Here is a 22,739-nt window from a genome sequence, read left to right as displayed (position 1 = left end):
GCCCGGAACCGTCACCGTGCCTCACCGTGCCTCACCGTGCCTCGCGCAGCCGGAGAAGGTACGTCGCGGTCAGTGCGACGGCGCGGTCCGCGTCCTGCGACAGCTCCACGAGGGCATGCGATGCCGTCCGGCCGGGGATGCCCGCCAGCGACTGGGTCAGGCGTCCGCGTGCGGGCGCTTCCGTGGTGTCGTGGGCGAGGCGGTCGACGAGCCCGGCCGCGATCTCGTCCGCCTTCGCGGTGTCGCTCGCAAGGACGCTCAGGGCATCGGCGGCGTCGGTGTCGTTCCTTCCCGCCACGATCATGTCGATGAGCGTGGGGACCACATCGGCCACCCCCTGTGCCCCGAGCGCCAGAGCCGCATACCCGCGGACCACCGCGTCGGGGTGCGCGAGGGCATCCCGCAGCCGCGCGGCGGCGTCCTCGCCGGGCAGCTCGGCGAGGGACTGGACGGCACGTTCGCGCACCGCGGCCACCGGTGAGCCGAGGCCGTCCGCCAGCAGTGCCGGGCCGCCGCCGCCCGATCGCGCGAGGGCCCATCGCAGGGCTCCGGCGACGTTCGGGTCCGTCTCGCTCAGTGCCGCCTCGACCAGGGCCTCCACCGGCACCGGAACCTCGTCGGCCGAGGAAAGGGCCGCGCGCTGGCGTGCGTCGGGGCTCTTGGACCCCAGTGCCTGAAGGAGCGCGACGATCTGGAGGACGTCCTCCCATCCTGCGGGGTCCGCGGCATCGATCCGGCGCAGCCGCGTGAGCAACTCGGTCTCGGCCGCGATGCGTTCGCGCGTCTGACGGATGAGGTCGTCGACGAGCGCCGACGGCGTGCGGCCGGGATCGTCGAGCGCGCGCCCGATCTCCCGCAGCGAGAGACCCAGCGACCGCAGGCTCTCGACGTGGAAGATCCGGCGGATGTCCTCGCCGGAGTACTCCCGGTATCCGGAGCCCGTACGCCCCGAGGGCCGCACCAGACCGAGCGACTCGTAATGCCGGAGCATGCGGGCACTGACCCCGGACCGCCGCGCCACCTCACCGATCAACACGCCCTATCGTCCCTCCTGGCCGGACCCGCCGAGGGCCACGACGCGCTTCGCCTCCTCGATCGCGAACTCGAACCCGGCGTCCGGGTCGCGCAGCAGCCGTTCCGTGGCGAGCGCGTGCGTGCGCGTACGCGGGTCGGGGGCCGCCGTCGCGGCACGCAGCGCCGGCCCGGTCGCCTCCCCCAGCGCGACCAGGGCCCGGCTGAGGCTCAGCTGCGTCTCCCGCTCACCGCGCCCGAGCTGCGTCGCGAGGACCTCGGCCAGCGCCGGCTCATCGCCCTCCGGAACGAGCACGACCGCGGCCCGCCAGGCGCTCCGCGCCACCTCGTCATCGGCGTCGGAAAGCAGCGCCCGCGTGATCGCAGGCCAGGCCCGCCGGTCCCCGATCTTGGACAGCGTATGCAGCGCCTGGCTCCGTGCCTGCGCACGCTGCGAGCGGACTTCGCGGAGCAGCCGCGGAAGCGTCATGGACACCGGGTGGCGGGTGAGCGCCCAGGTCAGCATGTCGCGGACGAAGAACTCGGGCTCGATCGCGCTGCGCTCGACGAGCTTGTCGACGAAGCGCGGGTCGGGCGCCGTGCCGACCGCCAGAGCGGCCCGCAGACGCACGGACGAATCGTCGTCCGCCAGTCCCCGGAGCGCTCGCATCACATCGGTGTCCTGTGTCGTGATCGTCATCGGGACCATCACCTCCTTGGCGAGCAGTGAAGGCCTTGTCACCGTGTCAAGGTCAAAGAGGCCGCTGTGTACGGGGGTGGAGGTGGCGGGAATTTGGTGGTCGGCGTCATCCCTGTCACTGTCCGGCGGCGGCGCGCGCTGCGAGCGTGGTCCGCATGAGCACAGAGATCAACGCCACGGGCACAGAGATCGACGCCACGGGCACAGAGAACAACGCCACGGGCACAGAGACCACCGAACTCCCGCGGAAGACCCCCGTCACCGTCACCGTCATCGGCCTCGGCAACATGGGCGCGGCGCTCGCCGCCACCCTCCTGGACGCCGGCCACCCCACCACCGTCTGGAACCGCTCCCCCGGCAAGGCCGATGCCCTCGTCGGCCGGGGCGCGAAGCTCGCCGCGACGCCCGAAGAGGCCGTCGCCGCCGGTCAGTTGATCGTCGCCTGCGTACTGGACCACGATGCGCTGCACGCCGTCCTCGACCCGGTCGCCGCCGCCGGCGGGCTCGCCGGCAAGGCCCTGGTCAACCTCACGTCCGGCTCCCCCGAGCAGGCCGACGACGCGGCGGCGTGGGCGGGTTCGCTTGGCCTCGGCTATCTCGACGGGGCGATCATGACCACGCCGCCGGGGGTCGGGAGCCCGGAGATGATGTTCCTGTACAGCGGTTCGGGTGACGTCTTCGCAGCGCACCGCCCGGCGCTCGCCGCCCTCGGCGACCCGCTGTACCTGGGCGAGGAGCCGGGCCGCGCCTCCCTGTACGACGTCGCGCTGCTCGGCCTGATGTGGGCCGCGTTCACCGGCTGGCTGCACGGCACGGCGCTGCTCGGCGCGGACACCAAGGCCACCGATTTCACCCCCGTCGCCATCCGCTGGCTCTCGCACGCCGTCGCCGGTTTCCTCGCCACGTACGCGCCCCAGGTGGACGCCGGGCACTATCCGGGCGACGACGCCACCGTCGACGTACAGATCGCGACGATCGACCATCTCATCCACGCGGCGGCCGACCGCGGACTCGACAACGCGCTGCCCGAACTCCTCAAGGCCACCATGGAGCGGGCGAGCGCCGCGGGGCACGGCTCCGACAGCTATGCGAGCGTGATCGAGGTGCTTCGGGGGGCGCCTGTCGTGTGACTGTTCGGAAACAATGGCGGAAAGAGCCGCGGCCGTGCACATGATGGACCCATACACATGATGGACCAGCATCATGTCCTGGTGTCACGGGTCTTGGGGGGACCGCATGAACAAGCCGCTGCGTCACATAGCCCTTTTCTGTGGCGTGCTGACGCTCGCCCTGCTGCTGCGCGCGACGTGGATCCAGTTCGCCGAGAGCGACAAGCTCTCGACCCACGAGAAGAACCGCCGCGTCCAGATCGAGGCCTTCTCACACCCGCGGGGCGACATCATCGTCGGCGGCAAGCCGATCACCGGGTCCAAGGAAGTCAGCGGGACGGACTTCAAGTACCAGCGGGTCTTCAAGGAAGGCCCCATGTACGCCCCGATCACCGGCTACTTCTCGCAGGCCCAGGGCTCGACGTTCCTGGAGGGCGTGCACAACGGCGTCCTGAGCGGTGACGACGACCGGCTCTTCATCCGCCGCACCCTGGACATGCTGACCGGCGAGAAGCGGCGCGGCGGCGACGTCATCACCACCATCGACCCGAAGGCCCAACGAGCCGCCTACCAGGGCCTGGTGGATCTCGACGCACGCGGCGCGGTGGTCGCACTCGACCCGCGCACCGGCAAGGTGCTCGCGATGGCGAGCACTCCTTCGTACGACCCTTCCTCCTTCGCCGGGATCTCGGCGAAGGAGGGCAAGGAGTTCACCCGGCTGAGCAAGAACAAGGACAAGCCGCTGTCCAACCGGGCGCTGCGCGAGATCTATCCGCCGGGCTCCACCTTCAAGGTGCTCACCGCGGCCGCAGCCCTGGAGCACGGCGTGGTCGACGACATCGACAAGCCGACCGGCGCCAAGGCCCCCTACAAGCTGCCGCTCAGCTCCACCACGATCGGCAACGACGTGCCGGGCGCGCCCTGCGACAAGGCGTCCCTGAAGGTCGGCATGCAGTGGTCGTGCAACAACGTCTTCCTCGACACCGCGCTGAAGGTCGGCGACGACGACATGCGCGAGACGGCGGAGAAGTTCGGCTTCAACGAACAGCAGTTCATCCCCGTCCGCTCATCGGCGAGCAGCTACCCGGAGGACCTCGACAAGCCGCAGACCGCGCTGACCGGCATGGGCCAGGGCTCTCTCACCAGTACGCCGCTGCAGATGGCGATGGTCGCGGCGGGGCTCGCCAATGACGGCAAGCTGATGAAGCCGTACATGGTCGAGGAGCTGCGCGGCCCCGACCTCTCGGCGATCGAGAAGGGCAAGCCGGAAGAGCTGAGCCAGGCCGTCTCCGCGGACACCGCGCAGAAGGTGCAGGTGATGATGGAGCACACCGTCGATGAGGGCACGGCGAACAAGGCCCAGATCGACGGCGTCACCGTCGGCGGCAAGACCGGCACCGCCCAGCACGGCTCGAACGTCAACGACGAGCGGCCGTATGCCTGGTTCATCTCCTACGCCAAGTTGGACGATGGCTCTTCGCCTGTAGCGGTGGCGGTGTTCGTGGACCCCAAGGACATGGATATCCCGCGGTCGGAGATTGCGGGTGGGCGGCTTGGGGGGCCGATCGCCAAGTCGGTGATGGAGGCTGTGCTGGACGACTGAGCGGTTTCGTATGCGGGTGCGGGTGTCTTGTGGCTGGTCGCGCCCACGCGGCGGAGCCGCAAATGTCACAGCCCCGCGCCCCTTTGGGGCGCGGCCCGGTCACGCCTCCAGCAGCTGGCCCGCGAGCCGCTCGATCCGCGCGTGCCAGGCCGCCCGCACGGCTTCCGCGTCATCCATGACGCCCGTCTGCGTGAGGACGAGCCGGGCCCCGTGCCCCGTCCCCTCGGAGAACTCCCACCGCACCTCGCCGTTCGGATGGACGGCGTACGTCAGTGAAGTCGGCGCCGAGACCGAGGTGACCGGACCGGCCGAGATGCCGTCCGCGAGGAAACCGTCGGGCGCGGTGTCGCCCTTCAACGGCTCCTCGCCCGCGCACAGTTCGGCCCACACCTTGTCCGCGAACCGGACCAGCTGCCGCTCGAAGCGGATGCCGTCGCCGGTCACCTCGCCGCGGCCGAGGTCGAACTGTTCCAGATACGCCTCGTGCAGCTCCCCCGCGTCCTGGCTCACCTCGGCCCCGCCGCCGTCGAGGAACTGGCCGAGCGCCGAGAGGCACAGGTGCCAGCCGGAGGCGAAGCTCGCGGCGCCGAAGCGGTCGCCGAAGGTGTGTTCAAGGGTGAGGAGCGAGCCGCCGTCCCCGTCCGGAGTGATCTCCCAGCGCAGATGGTCGTCGCCCCAGCTGAAGGCGAAGACGCGGGGCTCCTCGGCGTCGGTGACCTCGCCGGTCATGCCGGGGCCCTCGTCGCCGGGGAAGTGGAACCCCATCGCGCCGCCCGGCTTCAGCTCGAGCGTCACCTCGGAGGGGAACCAGTTGGCCAGGTGCGCGGGCCGGGTGATCGCGGCCCACACCTTGGCGGGCGGGTGCGCGAGGCGGCGCTCCATCCGCAGGACGCTGTGCCGGCCGTCGTCGGCGGGGCCGAGGGTGTCGGAGTGCGGGTTCATGAGGAGTCACCGTCCAGGTTCATCAGGACTCACGGTCCATGTTCATCAGGACTCACGGTCCATCACGTCGAGGTGCCGTTCGAGGGCGTCGAGGCTGCCGGACCAGAGGTGCCGGTAGTGCGCGAGCCACGCGTCGAGCTCTTCGAGAGGCTCGGGCCGCAGCTCGTACCAGCGGCGCTGCGCGTCCTGCCGCACCCGCACGAGCCCGGCGTCGCGCAGCACCCGCAGATGCTTGGACGTGCCGGGCTGGCTGATGCCGAGCCGCTCGGTGATCTCACCCACCAGGTGGGGGCGCTCCAGGAGCAGATCGAGGATCTTCCGGCGGCTGGGCTCCGCGAGGACGTCGAACGGTATGGGCATACCTCGAACATACGCCGCAAGCTATATAACCGCAACGGCATGCACTCCGTCAGCGGCTACGGTACTCAGCCCCACGGCAGCCCCCTGCTGTGCAGCACGTCGAGCCGGGACACCGCCCTGGTCAGGACCACGTACAGGCGGCTGGGGCCGCGGCTCTCCGCCTCCGCGATGGCCGCCGGTTCGACGGCGACCACGTGGTCGTACTCCAGACCCTTCGCGACGGACGCGGGCAGCACCGTCACGCGCGCGCCGAGATCGTCCGGGCCCGCGCTCTCGATGCCCGCGGCGGTGAGCGCATCGCGGAGGCCGGGGGTGTCGGCGTCGGCGGCGATGACCCCGACGGAACCCTCACGGGCCAGCGCGCCGCGCACCGCGTCGACGGTGGCGGCACTCACATCACGTACCTCCTGAATCCTCAACTCACCGTCCCCGCGCAGGGATTGGGCAGGCGGAACATCTACGTCGAGGGTGGCGAGGACACGATTGGCGAGGTCCACGACCGCCTTCGGGACGCGGAAGCCGGTGGTCAGCGGGGCGACGGCGGCATCCGGCTTCCCCAGATGAGCGAGGAGTCCGGGCCAGTCGCGCGCGGCCCACGGGGTGGTGCCCTGCGCGAGGTCGCCGAGCACCGTGAGCGAGCCGAAACCGGCGCGGCGGGCGATCGCGCGGGCCTCCATCGGGGAGAGGTCCTGCGCCTCGTCGACGACGATGTGGCCGTACCCCTCGGGCCGTTCGATGAGCCCCGCGAGCTCGTCGAGCAGGACGAGATCGGCGCCGGACCACTTCGCCGACTTGTACGAGCGCGGCGCCTTGCCCCAGCCGATGACTCCCTGCTCCTCAGCCGTGAGGACGCCATCGGCCGCGGTGGCGAGCGCTTCCGGGTCGGCGAGCAGGGCGGCGAGCGCCTCTTCGGGCCGCGTCCTGGGCCAGGCAGCGTCGACGAAGGCGGAGACCGGGCGGGCCCGGGAGATCTTCTGCAGCCAGGCGTTGTTCACGGCGCCGGCGCGGCGCTCGGCCTGGAGCTGGATGTGCCGGACGGCGCGGGTGCGGACGCGCTCGCGCCCGACGGCGTACGGGGGTTCCTCCGCGCGCACGTCCTCGATGATCCGCTCCAGCTCGTCTAGCGGGACCCGCCAGGTGTACGAACCTTCGGGTACGGCAAGGGAGTTGGCGGGCGGCGCGACGCGCTCGTAGAGGGCCCTCCGCAGGACGGCGGCCATCCGGGCGTCGTGCTTGACGCGGGCCGCGGCCTCGCTGTCGCGGGCGCGGACGGGGGCGGTGGGGCGGGCGATCTCGTCCGCGACGGTGGACTGCCGTACGCCGGTCTCGCCGAGGGACGGGAGCACCTCGGCGATGTAGCGGAGGAAGGTGCGGTTGGGGCCGAGGATGAGGAGTCCGGCGCGCTGCACGCGCTGGGGGTAGGTGTAGAGGAGATACGCGGCGCGGTGCAGTCCGACGGCGGTCTTCCCGGTGCCTGGCGCGCCCTGGACGCAGACAGAGGCGGCGAGTTCACCGCGTACGAGGTCGTCCTGCTCGGGCTGGATGGTGGCGGCGATGTCCCGCATGGGGCCGACGCGGGGCCGCTCGATCTCGCCGGTGAGGATGCTGCTGCGGCTGCTTTGCGCGGGCGGCCCGGCAGGGGTGTGCTGCCCGCTGCCGGCCAGCGGCTCGTCCTCCAGGCCGGTGAGGTCGGCGGATTCGCCCTTGCTGCCGGGCGCCCAGCCGAAGCGGCGGCGGACGGCGACGCCCTGCGGGTCGCGCGCTCCGGCCTGATAGAAGGCGCGCGAGACGGGTGCGCGCCAGTCGACCACCAGGGGTGGGGCGGAGGGGTGTTCGGTGATGCGGAGGCGGCCGATGTGATAGCTCTGCCCGCGGTGATCGCCCGCCTCGTCGGCTGCGGGGCCTGCGGCGGCGAAGTCGAGGCGGCCGAAGAAGAGGGGCGCTTCGGGGAGTTCGCGCATCGCTTTGGCGTTGCTGCGGAACTCGTAGCCGAGGACTTCGGCGTCGGCGCCGGACGCGGAGACGTCCGCTCCCCTGACGACCCGCTCCTCCGCCCCGTCGACCATGCCGGTCAGGGCGGCGCGACAGGTGTCGTGGAAGCCGCGTTCTTGGGCGAGGGCACGGTCGAGGGGGGCGTCGCGTGGCGTCATGCCGACGAGAATAATGTAACCGAGTTAAATTTGTCGCCCAGTAAAATTCGTAACCGCGAATCACGTGTGCGCTAGGCTGCCCCCATGACGGACGAAGAGGCGACCCCCGGACCCTCCGAAGCCCCCGGGACCCCCGGCCTGCGGGAGCGCAAGAAGCAGCGGATGTACCAGGCGGTCTCGGAGGCGGCGATCGCGCTCTTCCTGGAGAAGGGCTTCGAGAAGGTCCCGGTCGCGGAGGTGGCCGCGGCGGCCGACATCTCCAAGCCGACCCTGTTCCGCTACTTCCCCACCAAGGAGGACCTCGTCCTCCACCGTTTCGCCGACCACCAGGACGAGGCGGCCAGAGTCGTCACGACCCGCCCCGCCAAGCGCAGCCCCCTGGACGCCCTGCAGCGCCACTTCCTCGACGGCCTCGAACGCCACGACCCGGTGACGGGCCTCTGCGACCACCCGGCGGTACTCGCCTTCCACCGCCTGCTCTACGGAACACCGTCCCTGGTCGCCCGCCTCTACGAGTACCAGGACCGCTCGGAGCACTCCCTGGCCGAAGCCCTGGGCGGCACTCCCCTCCCCGCACGCCTCGCCGCCGGCCAGATCATCGCCGTACAACGCATCCTCGCCATGGAGAACTGGCGCCGGATCGACGCGGGCGAGAGCGCGGACGAGGTATGGCCGGACGCAGTGGCGGCGGCGAACCGGGCGTTCGGCCAGCTGCGGTCGGGGCTTTCACCGGAGCACGCCTGAGAGCCGGCTGGTCGACCGGCCAACCGCCCTAAGAACCCGACGAGTTGTCCACCAGCACGGCAATCCCGTCCAGGACCCGCGCGATCCCAAACTCGAAATCAAAGTCAGACTCCGCACCCTCGGCGCCGGCCACATCCAGAACCCCCGCCCCCAGCAGCCTCCGCAGCGCGGGAAAGCGCTCGGGTTCGGACGAGGTCAGGGCGTCGACGGTCCGCGCGTACCGCCGCATCGCCTCGCCGGGATCCTGCCCCCGCTCCCGCATGCCCGCGTCGAGATCGGCCATCAGCGCGACATCGCTCCGCACGAAGCCGCTCACGAGCATGAGCACCGACAGCTTCCAGCCCTCCTCGAGGCCGCTGTCGTCGAGCGCGGCGAGCCCCTGCTCCATCCACTCGAGCTGGCACGGTGTCGCGGGTGGTGAAGTGACCGGGACGCGTACGAGCCAGAGGTTGCCCCGCAGCACCTCGCGCTGAGCCCGCGCCCACCACTCCAGGCGGGCCCGCCACCCCGTGACGTCGGCCGGCATCGCGGGAGGCGCTCCCGTGGCGGCGTCCTGCATCAGGACGTACAGCTCATCCCTGGAAGAGACGTACCGGTAGAGGGACATGGGCGAGGCGCCGAGCGCCTTCGCGACCTTCCCCATGGAGACGGCGCCGATGCCGTCAGCGGCCGCGATGGAGATCCCCGCGTCGACGATGCGGTCCAGCGTCAGGCCGGGCTTCGGCCCCTTGGGCGACCGCTCGCGCAACCCCCAGGCGGTCTCGAGGCTGGGGGAAAGACCCGTACCGCCCGCAGCACCATCCGCCGCCTCCGCCATACGCCGCCGCCTCCTCCTGAGCTGCCGTGCTTGACGCACATCGTAGTTCTGCGTAACCCTTACTCAGTATTGCGTAGGCCTTACGCAGAAGAGAAGGGCTCGCCCTCATGCCGCCACCAGTCGCGTCCATCACGGCCAGCGGACTGACCAAGTCATACGGAAAAGGCACCCGAACCGTCCCGGTCCTCCGCGGCGTGGACCTCCAGGTCGCCCCCGGCACGGTCTTCGCCCTCCTGGGCCCGAACGGCGCCGGCAAGACGACAGCGGTCCGCATCCTCACCACGCTCACCGCCCCCGACGCGGGCACGGCACGGGTGGCGGGCCACGACATCCGTACGCACCGCGCCGAGGTGCGGCGCGCGATCAGCCTCACCGGCCAGTTCGCGGCGGTCGACGAGACGCAGACTGGCGCGGAGAACCTGCGCATGATGGCGAGGCTCGCGGGCCTGCCACGCCGGGCGGCCCGCGCCCGCGCCGCCGAACTCCTGGACCGTTTCGGCCTCATGGACGCGGCGGACCGCCTGGTGCGCACGTACTCGGGAGGCATGCGCCGCCGCGTCGACCTGGCGGCGGGCCTGGTGGGCGACCCGGAGGTCATCTTCCTGGACGAGCCGACGACGGGCCTGGACCCGCGCAGCCGCCAGGAGATGTGGCGGGTCGTACGCGACCTGACGACGCGCGGCAAGACGGTCTTCCTCACAACCCAATACCTGGAGGAGGCGGACCAACTCGCCGACCACATAGCGGTGTTGCACGAGGGCCGCATCGTGGCGCAGGGCACGGCGGAGGCCCTGAAGTCACGCGTGGCGGGCCACCGCCTGGACGCGACGCTGACCACACCAGCGGCCTACACCCGCCTGGCCACCCGGGCCACCCACCAGTCCCCCGAAACCCTCACGCTCGGCTTCCCGACGGACGGCACGGCACGCCACGTACGAGAACTCCTCTCCGAACTGGACCCGGACTACACGCGGTTCACGACATTCACCCTCACCACGGCAACGCTGGACGACGCTTTCCTGACGCTCACGAGCCCTGACGAGAAGGCTGACCCATGTCTGAAGCCCTGATCATGACCGGCCGGGCCATCCGCATCAGCCGCCGCAACGTGGACGCCCTGATCACCTCGGTGGCGCTCCCGGTGATGCTGCTCCTGATCTTCGTCTACTTCTTCGGCGGCGCGATCGACACGGGGACACCCGCGTACGTGACGTATGTGGTCCCCGGAGTCCTGCTGCTCTGCGCCGGCTTCGGCTCGTCGAAAACCGCGTTCGCGGTCACGGAGGACCTCAAGGGCGGCATCATCGACCGCTTCCGCTCCCTGGACATCGGCGGCACGCAGATCCTCACGGGCCACGTCCTGGCCTCGGTGGCGCGCAACCTGATCGCGATGACGCTGGTCCTGGCCCTGGCTTTCGCGATCGGCTTCCGCCCCTCGGCAACACCCCAAGGCTGGCTGGCGGCCACCGCGGTCCTCTTGGCCTTCATCCTGGCCCTGTCCTGGCTCTCGGCAACGGTCGGCCTGCTGGCCAAGTCCCCTGAAGCGGCAGGAGGCTTCACCTTCTTCGTGAGCTTCCTCCCCTACCCGAGCAGCGCCTTCGTCCCCACGAACACCATGCCGAACTGGCTCCAGCCGTTCGCGACCCACCAGCCGGTGACGCAGGTAATCGAGTCGATCCGGGGCCTGCTCCTCAACCAGCCTGTGGGGGCTACGCCTTGGGTGGCGGTGGCTTGGTGTGCGGGGATACTCGTCGCCTCGGTCGCGGCGGCGGGGGCGCTGTTCAGGAGGCAGGCGGCGTGAAAGGCCGCGCGACGTCCCACAGCGTTTCGAAGAGCTCCTTGCGCTGCGCGCATTTCTCGCGCGCAGCGGAGCCGGCGTCGGTGTGCCAGCGCGTCAGCGAGGCTTGGTACCCCATGAGATCGAGGAGTTGGTCCGATCGATCTGCCGCAGGCTTCTTCACAACCTCGTCGTAGATACCGTCGAACAATTGATCACCGTTGATCAGGCAGAACTTAAGGAATGGGGAGATGTGCAAGACACGGAACTGTGAGTCGAGATCCGCCTTGCGATCATGATCAAGTCTTCTGGTGAGGGCCTTCATTCTCTGCTCATGCCTGCGGACATAGCCAAGCAGTTCCTCCCTGTTCCTCTCGTCGTCCACGGCCTTGCCTTCACTGTCGAGCATGCCGGGTATCTCCATCGGCTTCGTGAAGTCAGGCACGAGGATGCGAACCTTCACGTCCGGTCGCACACCGTCAGGGAGATCTTCGAGGGCCAGGCTGAGCTGTCCCACCACAGTCTCGCCCGTGAAGCCGATGGCATCGATACGAACCTCGGGCAGCCGGAGCGCCTCGTCGAAGACAGTGCGCAGATCAAGCATCCGCACTACATCTTTGGGCGCCGGCCGTAACGCCGCATTCAGTTTCTGGACCTCGCTGTACAAGACATAGCCCACCAGACTCAGCAGAGCCCCGCCGAGAAATGCCTTCCCCTCCAGCGCGTCCCCGACCGGCTGCACGAACTGTGCGACCAGGCCGAGACCGAAGATGGCCAGGAGCAGCGCCTTGGTCACGGCGGATTCGGACTGTGCCAAGACCTCTACAGCGCGCACCCGAACCGAACGTCCTCTTGCCACCAAATCCCCCTCATATCAACAGAGTTGATCGACAAGAGCTCATGGTGCCCGCATCCCGCTCCGTCAGGAAGAGCGGCCGTACCATCTCGAGTGCCAGGCCCGCAGCGCCGCCACCACATGGCGTTTGTCCGGCACCTTCTCCAGGGCCAGGGGCTCGACCGCGCGGCGCAGCGCCCTGCACACCTGCCGTGCCGCGCCCGCGTACTCGCTGACGTCCGGGGCGGCAGGCAGGGAGATCGACGCTCGCATGATGTCGGGAAAAACGGACTGGGCGTACTCGAAGTCCAGATACACGGGGAGATCGGTGTCGAGGCCCACTGCCATGGAACTGTGACCCGAACCCTCCATCGCATCGACCCAGAGCTCCCTCATCCTCACCTGCTCGTCCTTGCTGTAATCCATCCGTACGAGATGGGTGGCGAGGTCGTGGAGGGGGTCGCCGAACAGGGCCAACTCCCAGTCGATGACGGCAATTCGCTTGAGGTCGACGACGACATTGGCGCGGTGTACGTCGGTGTGCAACAAGCAGAAGGGGCGTGGCGTCAGCTTCGGCCTCCCCACCGTGAACTTCGTCATGGCGTCAGGCCGAATGCCCACCTCTTCGAAGAGCATGTCGAACCGCCCCCGGTTGGGGCGGTGCACCCGCCCCTCGGTGAAATCGACCAGCCACTCGAGAAATCCCTGGCTGTCGCCCGGTTCGGGCCAGCCGTCAGGCCTGGCGGGAAGCTCACTCTCCGGCACCCGCGCCTTACGGGCAAAGAAGTCGGCGAAGGCCTCAAGGATCTTCTCGCCGACAGGCCCATCGGGCACCGCCTCAGACAGCGGCCTACCCGCCATGTAGGCGTGTATCGACCAATCTCCGAAATCCACCAGGCACCGAGGAACTTCCTTGAGATGCCGCGTCACCACCTTCAGGATTTCGGCTTCGCTTGGCCAAATGCGTGGAACCACCTCCACTGCTTGCAGCGGTGTACGGCACTTGGCCCGCGCCCGGAACGGCATCGTTCCAAGGAACAGGGCCAGCCACCAGCCGAGCGGCACGATGTAGTTACTGTTGTGGTGACCGGTCACCACCTCGCCATTGGGCCGCTCCCGGTGCGAGGCCGCGAGGCGCCGGATCATGGCTTCGCGCGATGCGACGAGGCGACAGACCAGCGCCTGCTGGGCTCTGCGATGCAGAGGTGACGACATGAGCGCACACGGTATCGCCTCCAGGGAACCGTTCCTGCCCGTTGTCACGATGTGGACAAGGGCGGTGTGGAGAGCAAGCCTGACCGTTCGTTACTGCGTGTTCCTGAGCAGGGCAGTTCAGCCCCGCCCCCGAAGCAGCGTCAGGACGGGTTCGAGCGAGTTCACGATGTGCTCGCGTTTGACCCCCGCGCCGCGCAGCAGCCCTTCCTTCCGATCGTTACGCGCGTAGCCCAGGAATTTGACTCCGGCCCGCACCGCCGCTTCGTAGTCCGAAGGGGCATCTCCGATCATCAGCGCTGCCGACGGATCCGCTCCCATCGCACTCAGGGCACGGTTGAGGCAATAGGGGTTCGGTTTGAGGAGATCGAGGTCCTGGGTGCGGCCGTAAATGTGCGGGGCGAAACAGTGTTCGAGATTGCGAGAGGAGAGATAGGCGACCACGGCGCCGGCGTTGTTGTTCGTGGTGATCGCGAGCCGGGCTCCGACATTGACCCAGGTCTGGATCACCGGGTCGGCGTACGGTGTGGGCCACGCGGTGGCCGTCGCCTTCATCTCCTCCTGGGTAAGCTGCCCCTCGACCTCTTCGATGAGGTCACTACCGGGATGCTGGGCCGCGACGGCGTGCATCACGGCCATCGGGTCCTCCTCCTCCCATACCTCCTCCGGCAGCAGCCCCCGTAGACCCCGTTTCTTGAGCCCAAGCACCAGGCCCATCGCGACCCGCTCCGCCGAATGCCCGGCGAAGAGCCGGCAGATGGGCCCGTCGAAGTCGAAGAGCACGAAACGGGCGGGAGTGATCAGTTCTCGAAGTTTCTCGGTCTCTTCTGCCATCCGCTCAGTCTGCGTCGTATCAGGAGTCACCAAGAGAGTGTCAGGTCCGTCGAGATGGTTGCCCAGAGGGCGTCGAACCATTTCTGGGACTCTTCCACGAATGCCGTGTCCCGCTGGGTCGCCCCCTTCTCGAAGGAGAAGAGGGGAGATGCGAGCCCGCCCGCGTCATACGCCTCCACCTCGGTGCTGTCGACGTCCAGCGTGCTGCGCTCAACCGTGTAGTAGGCGAGCAGAGCCTCCCGCCCGTTCAGGAGATACAGCTTGACGGGCGTAGTGAACGGCAGTGCACGGAAGGTGACTTCTACGTCGATCCCGTGCGACGAGCGCAGTGCGCGCAGGTTGTGGCGCAACACCTGCCCTTGAGCATTTCGCTGGGTCAGCCAGCGTTGGTGGACCCTGCCGCCCTTGTCCTCACCCTCGATCGGCTTGGGAAAGGCGAGGTCGATGTCGCTGCTGGGCAACAGGATGCGTACGGAGATCGACTCGGGGCGGATGCGGCCCTCGTGGATGAGGCGGACCGGCTCACCGAGCGCGATCATCAGCGTCTCCGCTGTGTACGAGACCACGTCGATGTGGACGTGAGGGTCCGAGAACGCCTCCGCGAGCCGCGGCGCGAGCGCAACCATCGAAGCCTGTGGCTCCACGCCTGCTGTCGTCGTCGGGGGCGGCGCCGCAGCCACCCTCGGCGGACTCCCCTTGCTCACGTTCGCGAGCAGCCCGTCCCCCTGCAGCGTCTTCAACGCCTGCCGCACCGTGCCCCGTTCCACGCCGAACTCCTCCGCGAGCACCGCCTGCGTGGGAAGACGGTCGCCCGGTTTGAGGGCGCCGGAGCGGATGCGGTCACGGAGGGCGTCGGCGATGTCCTGGGGAGAGAGCTTTCTACTGCCGTTCACTGCAACGTTCTCCTGGGTCACGACCAGACGATACAACTCCCCGCCATCTCACGGCAGTTGTCTTGAAGTTGTTTATGGCATGGGACCAAGTGGGGACAACTTAAGTGAAGTTGGTTGCCAACTTACTCAAGATGGCAGAAGGGGGAACCACCATGACCGTCATAGCCCTCCTCGCAGCCGTGTTCGCCGTCACCTTCGAGCAGTTCGTGCAGTGGCAGTACGGGCCCATGGGCATCGTCGGACTGCTGCTGCTCACCGTTGGCATCAAGGCGAAGAGCCCCACCTGCAGTTCCATCGGCGCCGTCGTCCTCGCGCTGATGATGACCGGCCCCGCAATCTGAGGGGAGCGGACTCAGCCCCGCGCCAGCTCCAGATCCTGGCTGATCGTCCTCCACAACGCGTCGAACCACAGATGCGACTGCTCCACGAACGTCGTGTCCCGCAGCCCGTCACCCTGCTGGAAAGGGAAGAGCATCGACTGCGCGCCCTGGGCGTCGTACATCTCCAGGTGCTCGTGGTCGATCTCCTCGCTCTGCTTGATGAGGGTGTAGTACGCGAAGAGCGCCTCCGAGCCGTTGAGCAGGTACAGCTTCACCGGCGGTGTGAAGGGGAGGGCGCGGAACGAGACGTCCACGTCGATGCCGTGCGAGGTGCGCAGCGCGAGGAGGTTGTGGCGAAGCACCTGCCCCTGCGCGTTGCGCTGGTCGAGCCAGCGGCGGTGCACCTGGCCGCCCTCGTCGTCACAGCTGTCCACCGGCGCCGGGAAGGCGAGGTCGATGCTGCGGCTCGGCAGCAGCACCCGGACGCTGACCTTGGCCGGTTTCCGCTGTCCGGCGTGAATCTGACGGAGGGGTTCCCCGATCGCCATCGTGAGCGAGATGGAGGTCAGGCAAAGGGCGTCGATCTCTACGTGCGGGGCCTCGAACGCGGCGGCTATGCGCGGCGCGAGCCCGACCATGGTGGGCTGCGGCCTGACCCCGCCGGGCCCGGAGAGCGCGCGGCCACGGGTGTCGGCGACCGTCGCCGGGCTGCCCTTGGACACGTTCGCCAGCAGGTTCTCGCCCTGGAGGATGCGCAGCGCCTCGCGTACGACGCCTCGCTCCACACCGAACTCGTCGGCCAACTCCGCCTGGGTGGGCATGCGTTGGCCCGGCCGCAGCGCACCGGACCTGATCCGTTCGCGCAACTCGTCGGCCACGTCGCGGTGCGACGTGTGCGGCCTCTTCATCCCATTGACGGGGGCATGTTCCGGGCTCACAACCAAACAGTACAACTTCGCGCCATCTTTGGGGAGTTGCTCGGAAGGTGGTTATGAGTCGAGCCATCGCGGAGATAACTCAGATGAAGTTGGTAGCCAACTTAGGCAACCTGGCAAGACCCTCCAGGGTTGGCCACCAGCCGTTGGCCGTCGGATGGCTACCAGCCGGATGGGACCGGGTCCCCGCCCGGTCCCGAAAGGGGGAACGTCATGCCGCTCATCGCCATCGTCATAGCCGCCCTCGCCATTGGATTCGAGCAGCTCATCCAGTGGAAGTACGGACCGTTGGGCATCGTCGCCTTCGTCCTGCTGACCGTGGGCATCAAAGCCAAGAACACCAAGATCAGCGGGGCCGGGGCCGTGCTCCTCGTCCTGCTGCTTGCCCAGTCGGGCTGATCAGACGGGCTGACCGGGCTCCCATCCGGAGGGGAGCCGGGAGTCCGGTCAGTCGCTCAACGCGAAGAAGTCGGTCGAAGAAGTCGGTCGAAGAAATCAGAAGATGTCCGGGCACCACGGGCGCCTGGGTGTACGGAACAGTGAGTCGGCGGCAGCGGCCGCGCCCGCCCGCTCCTGAGTCACCCGCCCCGCCCCGGCCAGCCGCACCGCGGACTCGTCACCGAGCCACAGCGTCCCCAACTCACCGACACCGAGGGACAGTTCGGCCGGGTCCGCGGTCGGCGCACACACCGCCCCGTCCGGCGTCGCGTCGAGCCGATAGCGGCCGGCAGCGAAACCCGCGGGGTCGGCGATCTCGAGCACCAGAGACCCCGACGTCCCGTACGTACGCGATTCCAGCGCCCGTACGACATCCAGGATCCGCACCCACAGCCAGTCCGTCTGCCTGCTGAGCCGGGCGGCGCGCGGGTCCGGCAGGAACAGCGGGAGCAGGTCGTCGGGGGCCCGGTTGTCCGTCTTGACCGTGGTGACCCAGTCGATCGAGCAGAGGTAGCGCCACAGGGCGCGCTCGGCGTCGGGCGTGACGGCGATCAGGCCGAGCACGGTCAGCGTGTTCCGCGGCTGGCTCGCGTCGGTCCACTCGTCGTCCGTCTTGTACGCGACCAGGCCCTCGACCTCGCCGGACGGTGCGCGGTAGAGGGCGTAGAAGGGCTCGGTCCACGGGTTCTCGGGGGTGATCAGCTGCCCGGTGTTCTGCAGCCACCAGCGCTCGTCGCGGTCGACGACACCCTGCGTGCGGGCCCGCAGCCGGTCGTGCAGTGCGGGACCTTCCTTGCGTACGTCGCCGCCGTCCACGAGGTCGATACGGGCGCCGTCGTCCGGGCCGGGCCCGCGGGCGTCGAGACCGGCCCGCGGTACGTCGATGGTCCACTCGGTGGCGACCGTGGCGGGCCCGAAGCCGTAGCGCCCGTAGATCGGGTACTCGGCGGAGATGAGCGTGGCGACGACGTCACCGCGCTCGTTCGCCGCGGCGAGGTCGGCGGACATCATGCGGTTGAGCAGGCCGCGGCGGCGGTGTGTCGGAGAGACGGTGACGTTCGAGACGGCGTCGGCGGGGACGGGGGTGCCGCCGGGCGCGGTGAGCTGCTGCGCGAACGACCTGAAGGTGGCAACGATGCGGTCGCCGTCGAAGGCGCCGAGGGTGCGGGCGTAGTCGATGCTCGCCCTGCGGTTGGCGACCACCTCGTCGGAGACCTTCGCCAAGGGGCGGAGGAAGCCGGCGTTGCAGGCGCGGATCCACTCCGTGAGCTCGTCATCTGCGATGGGCCTGACGGTGATGTCGCTCATGGAGTTCACGCTAGGCCGGGGGCCGTCTGGGTCGCATCCGGATTCTTCTCCGGCCGCGGGTCGGTCGTGGCTGGTCGCGCAGTTCCCCGCGCCCCTTCGGGGCGCTAGGACTCTCCATCGGCCGCGCGTCCGTCGTGGCTGGTCACGCCCACGCGGCCGAGCCTCACATGTCAGCCCTGCGCCCCTTCGGGGGCGCTAGAACGCCGCCCGGATCTCCCCCACCTCCGCGGCCCCGCCAAGCAGCGGCACCCGCCCCACCCGGGCGAGCACATCCGCCTCCACCCCGGCCAGGCTCAGCGCCCGCGCAAGGACCGGCCCCAGCGCCCGCAGCCCGCCGTCGTCCACCTTGAAGGCGAGTGCGCGGCCGTCCGGCAGGGCGAGGGCCTGGACGGCCTCGGCGCCCATCTTGGAGAGGGTGCCCGGCAGCTCCCGCATGAGCCAGGTGTCGGGGCGGCGCGTCCCTGCGACGTACTCGGGATGGGCCCGCATCGCGTCCGCGACCCGGCGCTCGGCGCTGCCCTCGGGGGCCAGGACGAAGTGGCGGAAGGCGCGGGCGAGGCCGGTGAGGGATATCGCCATCAGGGGCGCCCCGCAGCCGTCCGTGCCGACGGCGGCGACCTGCTCCCCCGCCGCCTCCTCGACGACCGTCAGGATCAGCCGCTGGAGCGGATGCTCCGGGTCGAGGTACGAATCGGCGTCCCAGCCGTTCAGCTCGCAGACCGCCAGCATCGCCGCGTGCTTGCCCGAGCAGTTCATCGTGACCCGGTCACGAACGGCACCCGCTGCCAGATATGTCTCGGCCTCGACCGGGTCGAGCGGCAGGTCCGGCGGGCACTGCAGGTCCGCGGCCGTCAGACCGTGCTCCGCCAGCATCTTCTGGACGAGATCCCGGTGGAAGCCCTCCCCGGAGTGGCTGGCCGCGGCCAGCGCGAGGCGCTCGCCGGAGAGGCCGAGCCCCGCCCGCAGAATCGCCGCGGCCTGCATCGGCTTGTTCGCCGAACGCGGGAAGACCGGCGCCGTCACGTCCCCCATGGCCAGTTCCACGCCGCCGTCCGCCGCGAGCAGCACCAGGCTTCCCCTGTGGCGGCCCTCGACGAAGCCGGATCGTACGACCTCGGCGAGGACCGGAGGTATGAGGGGGGCAGCGGTGGAGGTCATGTTTCGGCCTTCCGGGGCGGAGGTGGCGTGACGGCCGCCCACGGAAGCCGGGATCACCGGGTCACGAGAGCAGATCGTCTACTTGTGCTTCGCCTTCACGGTACCTGCGGGCGATCTCCGCACTGCAATCGTCCGCCGTGTGCTGCAGCTCCTGGCGGCGGTGGGAAACCTGCTGTTCGTAGCGGACCAGGCGCCCCATGGCGGTGTGCAGCTCGTCGTCCGTACGGGCCTCCAGGTCGGAGAGCTCGACCTCGGCGAGCATCTCCGTGGCAAGCAGGCCGTACTCCGCGCTGTGCGGGGTGCCGAGCGTCACATGGCGGGCCGACGAGCGGTGCCGGGCCGGGGCGTCCCGCAGGATCTCGTGCAGCCGGTCGACGACAGGACCGACCCGCCCCTGCGCGGCCGCCGCCCGCGGGTCCCCGCGCCGGGCCGCCTCCGCCCGCAGAATGTCGATCCGTCCCTGCAGCAGACGGCGTACGTAACTGAGATCCGCCTCGTTCCGCTGCGCGTCACGGCGCACCTCGCGCAGTTCGCGCAGGAGCAGCGTGGACAGATCGCGCTCCACCTGATCGGGCAGCACCGGGCTGCCCGTGCGCTGCGTGGGCGGACGCGGCACGTTCGTACGTCGTGCGGCGCTCATGCGGGTCAGCGACACAGGTCCGGGCGGCTGCCCCGTACTTGGTGTGCTCATGTGGCTCTACCGTCCCCTCGACCGGCGCGGTACACCGCGTGTGAGCATCGTGCCACCCCGGGTGGCCGCTATGTGAGCGAGTGCCCCCAATCGGCCCCAGATGGGGGGTTCAGGTGCACGCCTTGGAGCGAGGCGTCGCCGCCGTACGGGGCACGGGGACGGCACGGCATGATGGTCCGTATGCGTGCTGTGGTGCAGAGGGTGGACGGGGCGAGCGTCGTCGTCGAGGGCGAGACCGTCGGCGAGATCAAGGGCGAGGGGCTCTGTGTCCTCGTGGGGGTCACCCACGAGGACACCAAGGAGAAGGCGGCCCAACTGGCCCGCAAACTCTGGTCCGTTCGGATGCTGACGGACGAGAAGTCCTGCTCGGACATCGACGCGCCGCTGCTTGTCATCAGCCAGTTCACGCTGTACGGCGACGCCCGCAAGGGCCGCAGGCCCACCTGGAACGCGGCGGCGCCCGGCGATGTCGCCGAGCCCCTGGTCGACGAGGTCGTCGCCCAGCTGCGGGCGCTGGGCGCGACCGTGGCGACGGGACGCTTCGGCGCCCAGATGCGGGTGTCTCTGACGAACGACGGGCCGTTCACCGTGCTGCTGGAGATGTGACGGCCCACCCACCCGATCTCCTACGGCTCGACCACGACCTCCTGCGCCGCGGCCGTCGTGCCGGCGATCAGCTCCGCGTCCACCGGTACGTTCCGCTTGATGAGCCCGAGCGCGATCGGGCCCAGCTCGTGGTGGCGTACGGCCGTCGTGATGAAGCCCAGCTTGCGGCCCTCATCGCCCTCGGACGCGAGGCGCAGCTCCGTGCCGGCCACCGGCAGATGCACCTCGCTGCCGTCCAGGTGCAGGAAGACCAGGCGGCGCGGCGGCTTGCCCAGGTTCTGGACGCGGGCGACCGTCTCCTGGCCGCGGTAGCAGCCCTTCTGCAGATGCACCGCGGAGCCGATCCAGCCCAGCTCGTGCGGGATCGTGCGGTGGTCGGTCTCGAAGCCGAGCCGCGGCCGGTGCGCCTCCACGCGCAGTGCCTCGTGGGCGAGGATGCCGATCGCCGGGCCGTTCTCGTCGGCGTACGACTCAAGGGACGTACGCGGCAGGAACAGGTCCCTGCCGTGCGGCATCTCGCGTACGACGACGCCGTCCGGGACCGGCGCGATGGAACCGGCGGGCAGGTGCACGACCGCGAACTCGTCGGTGCGGTCGGCGACTTCGACCCGGTTGTAGAACTTCATGCTCTCCAGGTACGCGACCAGCGCGTCCTGCGTGCCGGGCTCGACGTGCGCCCACACCGTCTCGCCGTCGTCGACGAGGGCGAGGTGGTGCTCGATGTGGCCGTTCGCGGAGAGGATCAGCGCCTCGGTGGCCGTTCCGGCGGGCAGCTCGCTCACATGCTGGGTGAGCAGCAGATGCAGCCAGCTCAGCCGGTCGGGTCCGGAGACGGTGACGACGCCGCGGTGCGAGAGGTCCACGAGACCGGTGCCGTCGGCGAGGGCGCGCTGCTCACGGAACAGATCGCCGTAGTGGGCGGCGACGCCTTCGTCCACGCCCTCGGCGGGGACGGCGCCGGGCAGGGACAGGAGGGGGCTCTTCATGTTCACCAACACTACGACCCGGTAGGCCGCGCGCTTATTCCTTGGTCTGTCCCTTGGCCGAACAGTTCTCGCAGCGCCCGAAGATCGCGAAGTGCTTCAGATCCGTGTCGAAGCCGAACGTGTCCCGCAGTTTCGCGGTGAACTCCGCCGTGACGGAGACATCGGCCTCGATGACGTTCGTGCAGTCCCGGCAGACCAGGTGGATGTGGTGGTGGCGGTCCGCCAGGTGGTACGTCGGCGCCCCGTGCCCCAGGTGCGCGTGGCTGACCAGGCCTAGCTCCTCCAGGAGCTCCAGGGTCCGGTACACCGTGGAAATGTTGATCCCCGACGCCGTCTTCCGCACTTCGCCGAGGATGTCGTCGGGGGTCGCGTGCTCAAGGGTGTCGACGGCCTCGAGGACAAGCTGGCGCTGCGGAGTCAGCCGGTAGCCGCGCTGCCGCAGATCGCTCTTCCAGTCGGTGCTCACCACACCTCGGAGTGTAGGCCTACTTGAAGAAAGCGATGCCGTCGTCGGGCAGATCACCCAGGCCGCGGGCCATCTCGGCGACCTCCTCGGGCGAGACGACCTTCTTCAGCTGCGCCGACATGTACGGCCGCAGCGGAACCTCGGGGGTCTGCTTCTCGCCGACCCACATCAGGTCGCTCTTCACATAGCCGTAGAGCCGCTTGCCACCGGTGTACGGGCCGGACGACGCGGTGCGCGCGACGGCGTCCGTGACCAGGTCGATCTGCGGCTTCTGGTCGGCGAGCTCGCCGTACCAGATCTCCACGACGCCGCTGTCGCGGACCATCACGACCTCGACCTTGCGGTCCTTGTCGACGCGCCAGTAGCCCGTCTCGGACTCCAGCGGCTTGACCTTGTTGCCCTCGGCGTCGAGGACCCAGGTGTTCGAGCGGTACTCGATGAAGTCGCGCCCGTCATGGCTGAAGGAGACTTCCTGGCCGAAGTTCGCCTTCTCGGCGCCGGGGAAGTCGGTGACGCCCGCCCCGGCCCAGTTGCCGAGGAGCCAGACGAGGGGAACGAGGTCGGGGTGCAGGTCGGACGGAATCTCGATCATGGGAGGCTCAGGCGTTCTCTAGACGGCGTACGGGTGGAGAAGGGCGTACGGGCTCAGCGCTGACCCTGGTACAGCTTCTTCAAGGTGAGACCGGCGAAGGCGATCACGCCGACGCAGACCAGAACCAGCAGGGCGGAGAAGAAGGCCTCAAGCACGGGGTGCTCCTAGGTGAGCTATCGGGGCAGGTATCAGAGCCGCTCCCACTCTAGTAGGGAGCGGCCGGACTCTCCCGGCGAGGTGGCCTTACGATGC

The 22,739-nt window shown here is 69.4% G+C and carries 25 protein-coding genes; 8 read left to right on the top strand and 17 right to left on the bottom strand.

Annotated features, from left to right (window positions below; translation table 11 throughout):
• Positions 1–31: 31 nt before the first annotated feature.
• Both OG453_RS05460 and OG453_RS05455 read right to left on the bottom strand, forming a co-directional pair.
• A complete protein-coding gene (locus tag OG453_RS05460; protein WP_266865013.1) occupies positions 32–1,036 on the bottom strand; it encodes a MerR family transcriptional regulator in 1,005 nt (334 codons plus the stop codon).
• A 3-nt stretch (positions 1,037–1,039) separates the two neighbouring features.
• The gene (locus OG453_RS05455; RefSeq protein WP_266869716.1) at positions 1,040–1,711 is read right to left on the bottom strand and encodes a HEAT repeat domain-containing protein; all 672 of its coding nucleotides are present in this window, start codon (positions 1,709–1,711) and stop codon (positions 1,040–1,042) included.
• 155 nt (positions 1,712–1,866) lie between these two features.
• Here OG453_RS05455 and OG453_RS05450 point away from each other — a divergent pair, with 155 nt between their 5' ends.
• Entirely contained in the window at positions 1,867–2,841 is a 975-nt protein-coding gene (locus tag OG453_RS05450; RefSeq protein ID WP_266865011.1) for an NAD(P)-dependent oxidoreductase, read from the top strand.
• 106 nt (positions 2,842–2,947) lie between these two features.
• Positions 2,948–4,423, top strand: a complete 1,476-nt coding sequence (locus OG453_RS05445; RefSeq protein WP_266865009.1) for a penicillin-binding protein 2 — start codon at positions 2,948–2,950, stop codon at positions 4,421–4,423.
• 99 nt (positions 4,424–4,522) lie between these two features.
• Here OG453_RS05445 and OG453_RS05440 read toward each other — a convergent pair whose 3' ends face one another.
• From OG453_RS05440 to OG453_RS05430, 3 genes are all read right to left on the bottom strand, one after another.
• Positions 4,523–5,365: an SRPBCC family protein gene (locus OG453_RS05440; RefSeq protein WP_266865007.1), complete on the bottom strand. Its 843-nt coding sequence runs from the start codon at positions 5,363–5,365 to the stop codon at positions 4,523–4,525.
• 45 nt (positions 5,366–5,410) lie between these two features.
• Positions 5,411–5,725: a helix-turn-helix transcriptional regulator gene (locus tag OG453_RS05435; RefSeq protein WP_266865005.1), complete on the bottom strand. Its 315-nt coding sequence runs from the start codon at positions 5,723–5,725 to the stop codon at positions 5,411–5,413.
• A gap of 65 nt (positions 5,726–5,790) precedes the next feature.
• Positions 5,791–7,875: an AAA family ATPase gene (locus tag OG453_RS05430; protein WP_266865003.1), complete on the bottom strand. Its 2,085-nt coding sequence runs from the start codon at positions 7,873–7,875 to the stop codon at positions 5,791–5,793.
• A gap of 84 nt (positions 7,876–7,959) precedes the next feature.
• Here OG453_RS05430 and OG453_RS05425 point away from each other — a divergent pair, with 84 nt between their 5' ends.
• Positions 7,960–8,619, top strand: coding sequence for a TetR/AcrR family transcriptional regulator (locus OG453_RS05425; protein ID WP_266865001.1), 660 nt, complete (start codon positions 7,960–7,962; stop codon positions 8,617–8,619).
• 28 nt (positions 8,620–8,647) lie between these two features.
• Here OG453_RS05425 and OG453_RS05420 read toward each other — a convergent pair whose 3' ends face one another.
• Entirely contained in the window at positions 8,648–9,436 is a 789-nt protein-coding gene (locus OG453_RS05420; RefSeq protein ID WP_266864999.1) for a TetR/AcrR family transcriptional regulator, read from the bottom strand.
• A gap of 107 nt (positions 9,437–9,543) precedes the next feature.
• Between OG453_RS05420 and OG453_RS05415 the strand changes: the two genes are divergently transcribed.
• Complete coding sequence (locus OG453_RS05415; protein WP_266864997.1) at positions 9,544–10,506, top strand: ABC transporter ATP-binding protein; 963 nt, start codon at positions 9,544–9,546, stop codon at positions 10,504–10,506.
• The gene (locus OG453_RS05410) at positions 10,491–11,237 is read left to right on the top strand and encodes an ABC transporter permease (RefSeq protein ID WP_266864995.1); all 747 of its coding nucleotides are present in this window, start codon (positions 10,491–10,493) and stop codon (positions 11,235–11,237) included. The genes OG453_RS05415 and OG453_RS05410 overlap by 16 nt, the downstream gene beginning before the upstream one ends.
• Here OG453_RS05410 and OG453_RS05405 read toward each other — a convergent pair.
• The 4 genes from OG453_RS05405 to OG453_RS05390 form a co-directional block, all read right to left on the bottom strand.
• Positions 11,218–12,009 (bottom strand): ATP/GTP-binding protein, encoded by a 792-nt coding sequence (locus OG453_RS05405; protein ID WP_266864993.1) that lies wholly within the window; start codon positions 12,007–12,009, stop codon positions 11,218–11,220. The two genes, OG453_RS05410 and OG453_RS05405, sit on opposite strands and share 20 nt — an antisense overlap.
• A gap of 126 nt (positions 12,010–12,135) precedes the next feature.
• The gene (locus OG453_RS05400) at positions 12,136–13,263 is read right to left on the bottom strand and encodes a phosphotransferase family protein (RefSeq protein WP_266864991.1); all 1,128 of its coding nucleotides are present in this window, start codon (positions 13,261–13,263) and stop codon (positions 12,136–12,138) included.
• A gap of 117 nt (positions 13,264–13,380) precedes the next feature.
• On the bottom strand, positions 13,381–14,175 hold the full coding sequence (locus tag OG453_RS05395) for an HAD family hydrolase (protein WP_266864989.1): 795 nt from the start codon (positions 14,173–14,175) through the stop codon (positions 13,381–13,383).
• Entirely contained in the window at positions 14,121–15,014 is an 894-nt protein-coding gene (locus OG453_RS05390) for a winged helix-turn-helix domain-containing protein (protein WP_266869715.1), read from the bottom strand. Before OG453_RS05390 ends, OG453_RS05395 begins: the two co-directional genes overlap by 55 nt.
• 125 nt (positions 15,015–15,139) lie before the next feature.
• Between OG453_RS05390 and OG453_RS05385 the strand changes: the two genes are divergently transcribed.
• The gene (locus tag OG453_RS05385) at positions 15,140–15,328 is read left to right on the top strand and encodes a hypothetical protein (protein ID WP_266864987.1); all 189 of its coding nucleotides are present in this window, start codon (positions 15,140–15,142) and stop codon (positions 15,326–15,328) included.
• A gap of 11 nt (positions 15,329–15,339) precedes the next feature.
• On the opposite strand, the gene OG453_RS05380 is transcribed toward OG453_RS05385, so the two are convergent.
• Positions 15,340–16,215: a FadR/GntR family transcriptional regulator gene (locus tag OG453_RS05380; RefSeq protein ID WP_266864985.1), complete on the bottom strand. Its 876-nt coding sequence runs from the start codon at positions 16,213–16,215 to the stop codon at positions 15,340–15,342.
• A gap of 240 nt (positions 16,216–16,455) precedes the next feature.
• Between OG453_RS05380 and OG453_RS05375 the strand changes: the two genes are divergently transcribed.
• On the top strand, positions 16,456–16,641 hold the full coding sequence (locus OG453_RS05375; RefSeq protein ID WP_266864983.1) for a hypothetical protein: 186 nt from the start codon (positions 16,456–16,458) through the stop codon (positions 16,639–16,641).
• Between the two features lie 96 nt (positions 16,642–16,737).
• On the opposite strand, the gene OG453_RS05370 is transcribed toward OG453_RS05375, so the two are convergent.
• The 3 genes from OG453_RS05370 to OG453_RS05360 all read right to left on the bottom strand — a co-directional run bounded on the left by OG453_RS05370 (position 16,738) and on the right by OG453_RS05360 (position 19,837).
• Entirely contained in the window at positions 16,738–17,997 is a 1,260-nt protein-coding gene (locus tag OG453_RS05370; protein WP_266864981.1) for a GNAT family N-acetyltransferase, read from the bottom strand.
• A 186-nt stretch (positions 17,998–18,183) separates the two neighbouring features.
• Positions 18,184–19,146 carry an asparaginase gene (locus OG453_RS05365; RefSeq protein ID WP_266864979.1) on the bottom strand — a complete coding sequence of 321 codons (963 nt, stop codon included), beginning with the start codon at positions 19,144–19,146 and terminating at the stop codon, positions 18,184–18,186.
• A 61-nt stretch (positions 19,147–19,207) separates the two neighbouring features.
• The gene (locus OG453_RS05360; RefSeq protein ID WP_266864977.1) at positions 19,208–19,837 is read right to left on the bottom strand and encodes an aerial mycelium formation protein; all 630 of its coding nucleotides are present in this window, start codon (positions 19,835–19,837) and stop codon (positions 19,208–19,210) included.
• A gap of 180 nt (positions 19,838–20,017) precedes the next feature.
• Between OG453_RS05360 and dtd the strand changes: the two genes are divergently transcribed.
• Positions 20,018–20,443, top strand: a complete 426-nt coding sequence (dtd, locus tag OG453_RS05355) for a D-aminoacyl-tRNA deacylase (protein ID WP_266864975.1) — start codon at positions 20,018–20,020, stop codon at positions 20,441–20,443.
• 20 nt (positions 20,444–20,463) lie between these two features.
• Here the strand turns inward: dtd and OG453_RS05350 are convergent, their stop codons facing one another.
• Genes OG453_RS05350 through OG453_RS05340 form a run of 3 tightly spaced genes read right to left on the bottom strand, consistent with a single transcriptional unit; the run spans position 20,464 to position 22,487 of the window.
• A complete protein-coding gene (locus OG453_RS05350) occupies positions 20,464–21,429 on the bottom strand; it encodes a folate-binding protein YgfZ (RefSeq protein ID WP_266864973.1) in 966 nt (321 codons plus the stop codon).
• A 34-nt stretch (positions 21,430–21,463) separates the two neighbouring features.
• Positions 21,464–21,898 (bottom strand): Fur family transcriptional regulator, encoded by a 435-nt coding sequence (locus OG453_RS05345; RefSeq protein WP_266864971.1) that lies wholly within the window; start codon positions 21,896–21,898, stop codon positions 21,464–21,466.
• A gap of 16 nt (positions 21,899–21,914) precedes the next feature.
• Complete coding sequence (locus tag OG453_RS05340; protein ID WP_266864969.1) at positions 21,915–22,487, bottom strand: FABP family protein; 573 nt, start codon at positions 22,485–22,487, stop codon at positions 21,915–21,917.
• Between the last annotated feature and the right edge of the window lie 252 nt (positions 22,488–22,739).

This window comes from Streptomyces sp. NBC_01381, assembly GCF_026340305.1.
Classification (GTDB): domain Bacteria; phylum Actinomycetota; class Actinomycetes; order Streptomycetales; family Streptomycetaceae; genus Streptomyces.
The sequence above is the reverse complement of the archived record's forward strand: the minus strand, read 5'-3'. Positions and strand labels throughout refer to the sequence as shown.

What these genes read in the sequence shown, in the direction of transcription:
- OG453_RS05415 (WP_266864997.1), top strand. Translation starts at nt 9,544, where the DNA reads ATGCCGCCACCAGTCGCGTCCATCACGGCCAGCGGACTGACCAAGTCA.
- OG453_RS05430 (WP_266865003.1), bottom strand. Translation starts at nt 7,875, where the DNA reads ATGACGCCACGCGACGCCCCCCTCGACCGTGCCCTCGCCCAAGAACGC.
- OG453_RS05400 (WP_266864991.1), bottom strand. Translation starts at nt 13,263, where the DNA reads ATGTCGTCACCTCTGCATCGCAGAGCCCAGCAGGCGCTGGTCTGTCGC.
- OG453_RS05360 (WP_266864977.1), bottom strand. Translation starts at nt 19,837, where the DNA reads ATGAGCACACCAAGTACGGGGCAGCCGCCCGGACCTGTGTCGCTGACC.
- OG453_RS05445 (WP_266865009.1), top strand. Translation starts at nt 2,948, where the DNA reads ATGAACAAGCCGCTGCGTCACATAGCCCTTTTCTGTGGCGTGCTGACG.
- OG453_RS05340 (WP_266864969.1), bottom strand. Translation starts at nt 22,487, where the DNA reads ATGATCGAGATTCCGTCCGACCTGCACCCCGACCTCGTTCCCCTCGTC.
- OG453_RS05455 (WP_266869716.1), bottom strand. Translation starts at nt 1,711, where the DNA reads ATGACGATCACGACACAGGACACCGATGTGATGCGAGCGCTCCGGGGA.
- OG453_RS05420 (WP_266864999.1), bottom strand. Translation starts at nt 9,436, where the DNA reads ATGGCGGAGGCGGCGGATGGTGCTGCGGGCGGTACGGGTCTTTCCCCC.
- OG453_RS05385 (WP_266864987.1), top strand. Translation starts at nt 15,140, where the DNA reads ATGACCGTCATAGCCCTCCTCGCAGCCGTGTTCGCCGTCACCTTCGAG.
- OG453_RS05435 (WP_266865005.1), bottom strand. Translation starts at nt 5,725, where the DNA reads ATGCCCATACCGTTCGACGTCCTCGCGGAGCCCAGCCGCCGGAAGATC.
- dtd (WP_266864975.1), top strand. Translation starts at nt 20,018, where the DNA reads ATGCGTGCTGTGGTGCAGAGGGTGGACGGGGCGAGCGTCGTCGTCGAG.
- OG453_RS05450 (WP_266865011.1), top strand. Translation starts at nt 1,867, where the DNA reads ATGAGCACAGAGATCAACGCCACGGGCACAGAGATCGACGCCACGGGC.
- OG453_RS05365 (WP_266864979.1), bottom strand. Translation starts at nt 19,146, where the DNA reads ATGACCTCCACCGCTGCCCCCCTCATACCTCCGGTCCTCGCCGAGGTC.
- OG453_RS05350 (WP_266864973.1), bottom strand. Translation starts at nt 21,429, where the DNA reads ATGAAGAGCCCCCTCCTGTCCCTGCCCGGCGCCGTCCCCGCCGAGGGC.
- OG453_RS05410 (WP_266864995.1), top strand. Translation starts at nt 10,491, where the DNA reads ATGTCTGAAGCCCTGATCATGACCGGCCGGGCCATCCGCATCAGCCGC.
- OG453_RS05380 (WP_266864985.1), bottom strand. Translation starts at nt 16,215, where the DNA reads ATGAAGAGGCCGCACACGTCGCACCGCGACGTGGCCGACGAGTTGCGC.
- OG453_RS05375 (WP_266864983.1), top strand. Translation starts at nt 16,456, where the DNA reads ATGCCGCTCATCGCCATCGTCATAGCCGCCCTCGCCATTGGATTCGAG.
- OG453_RS05395 (WP_266864989.1), bottom strand. Translation starts at nt 14,175, where the DNA reads ATGGTTCGACGCCCTCTGGGCAACCATCTCGACGGACCTGACACTCTC.
- OG453_RS05440 (WP_266865007.1), bottom strand. Translation starts at nt 5,365, where the DNA reads ATGAACCCGCACTCCGACACCCTCGGCCCCGCCGACGACGGCCGGCAC.
- OG453_RS05425 (WP_266865001.1), top strand. Translation starts at nt 7,960, where the DNA reads ATGACGGACGAAGAGGCGACCCCCGGACCCTCCGAAGCCCCCGGGACC.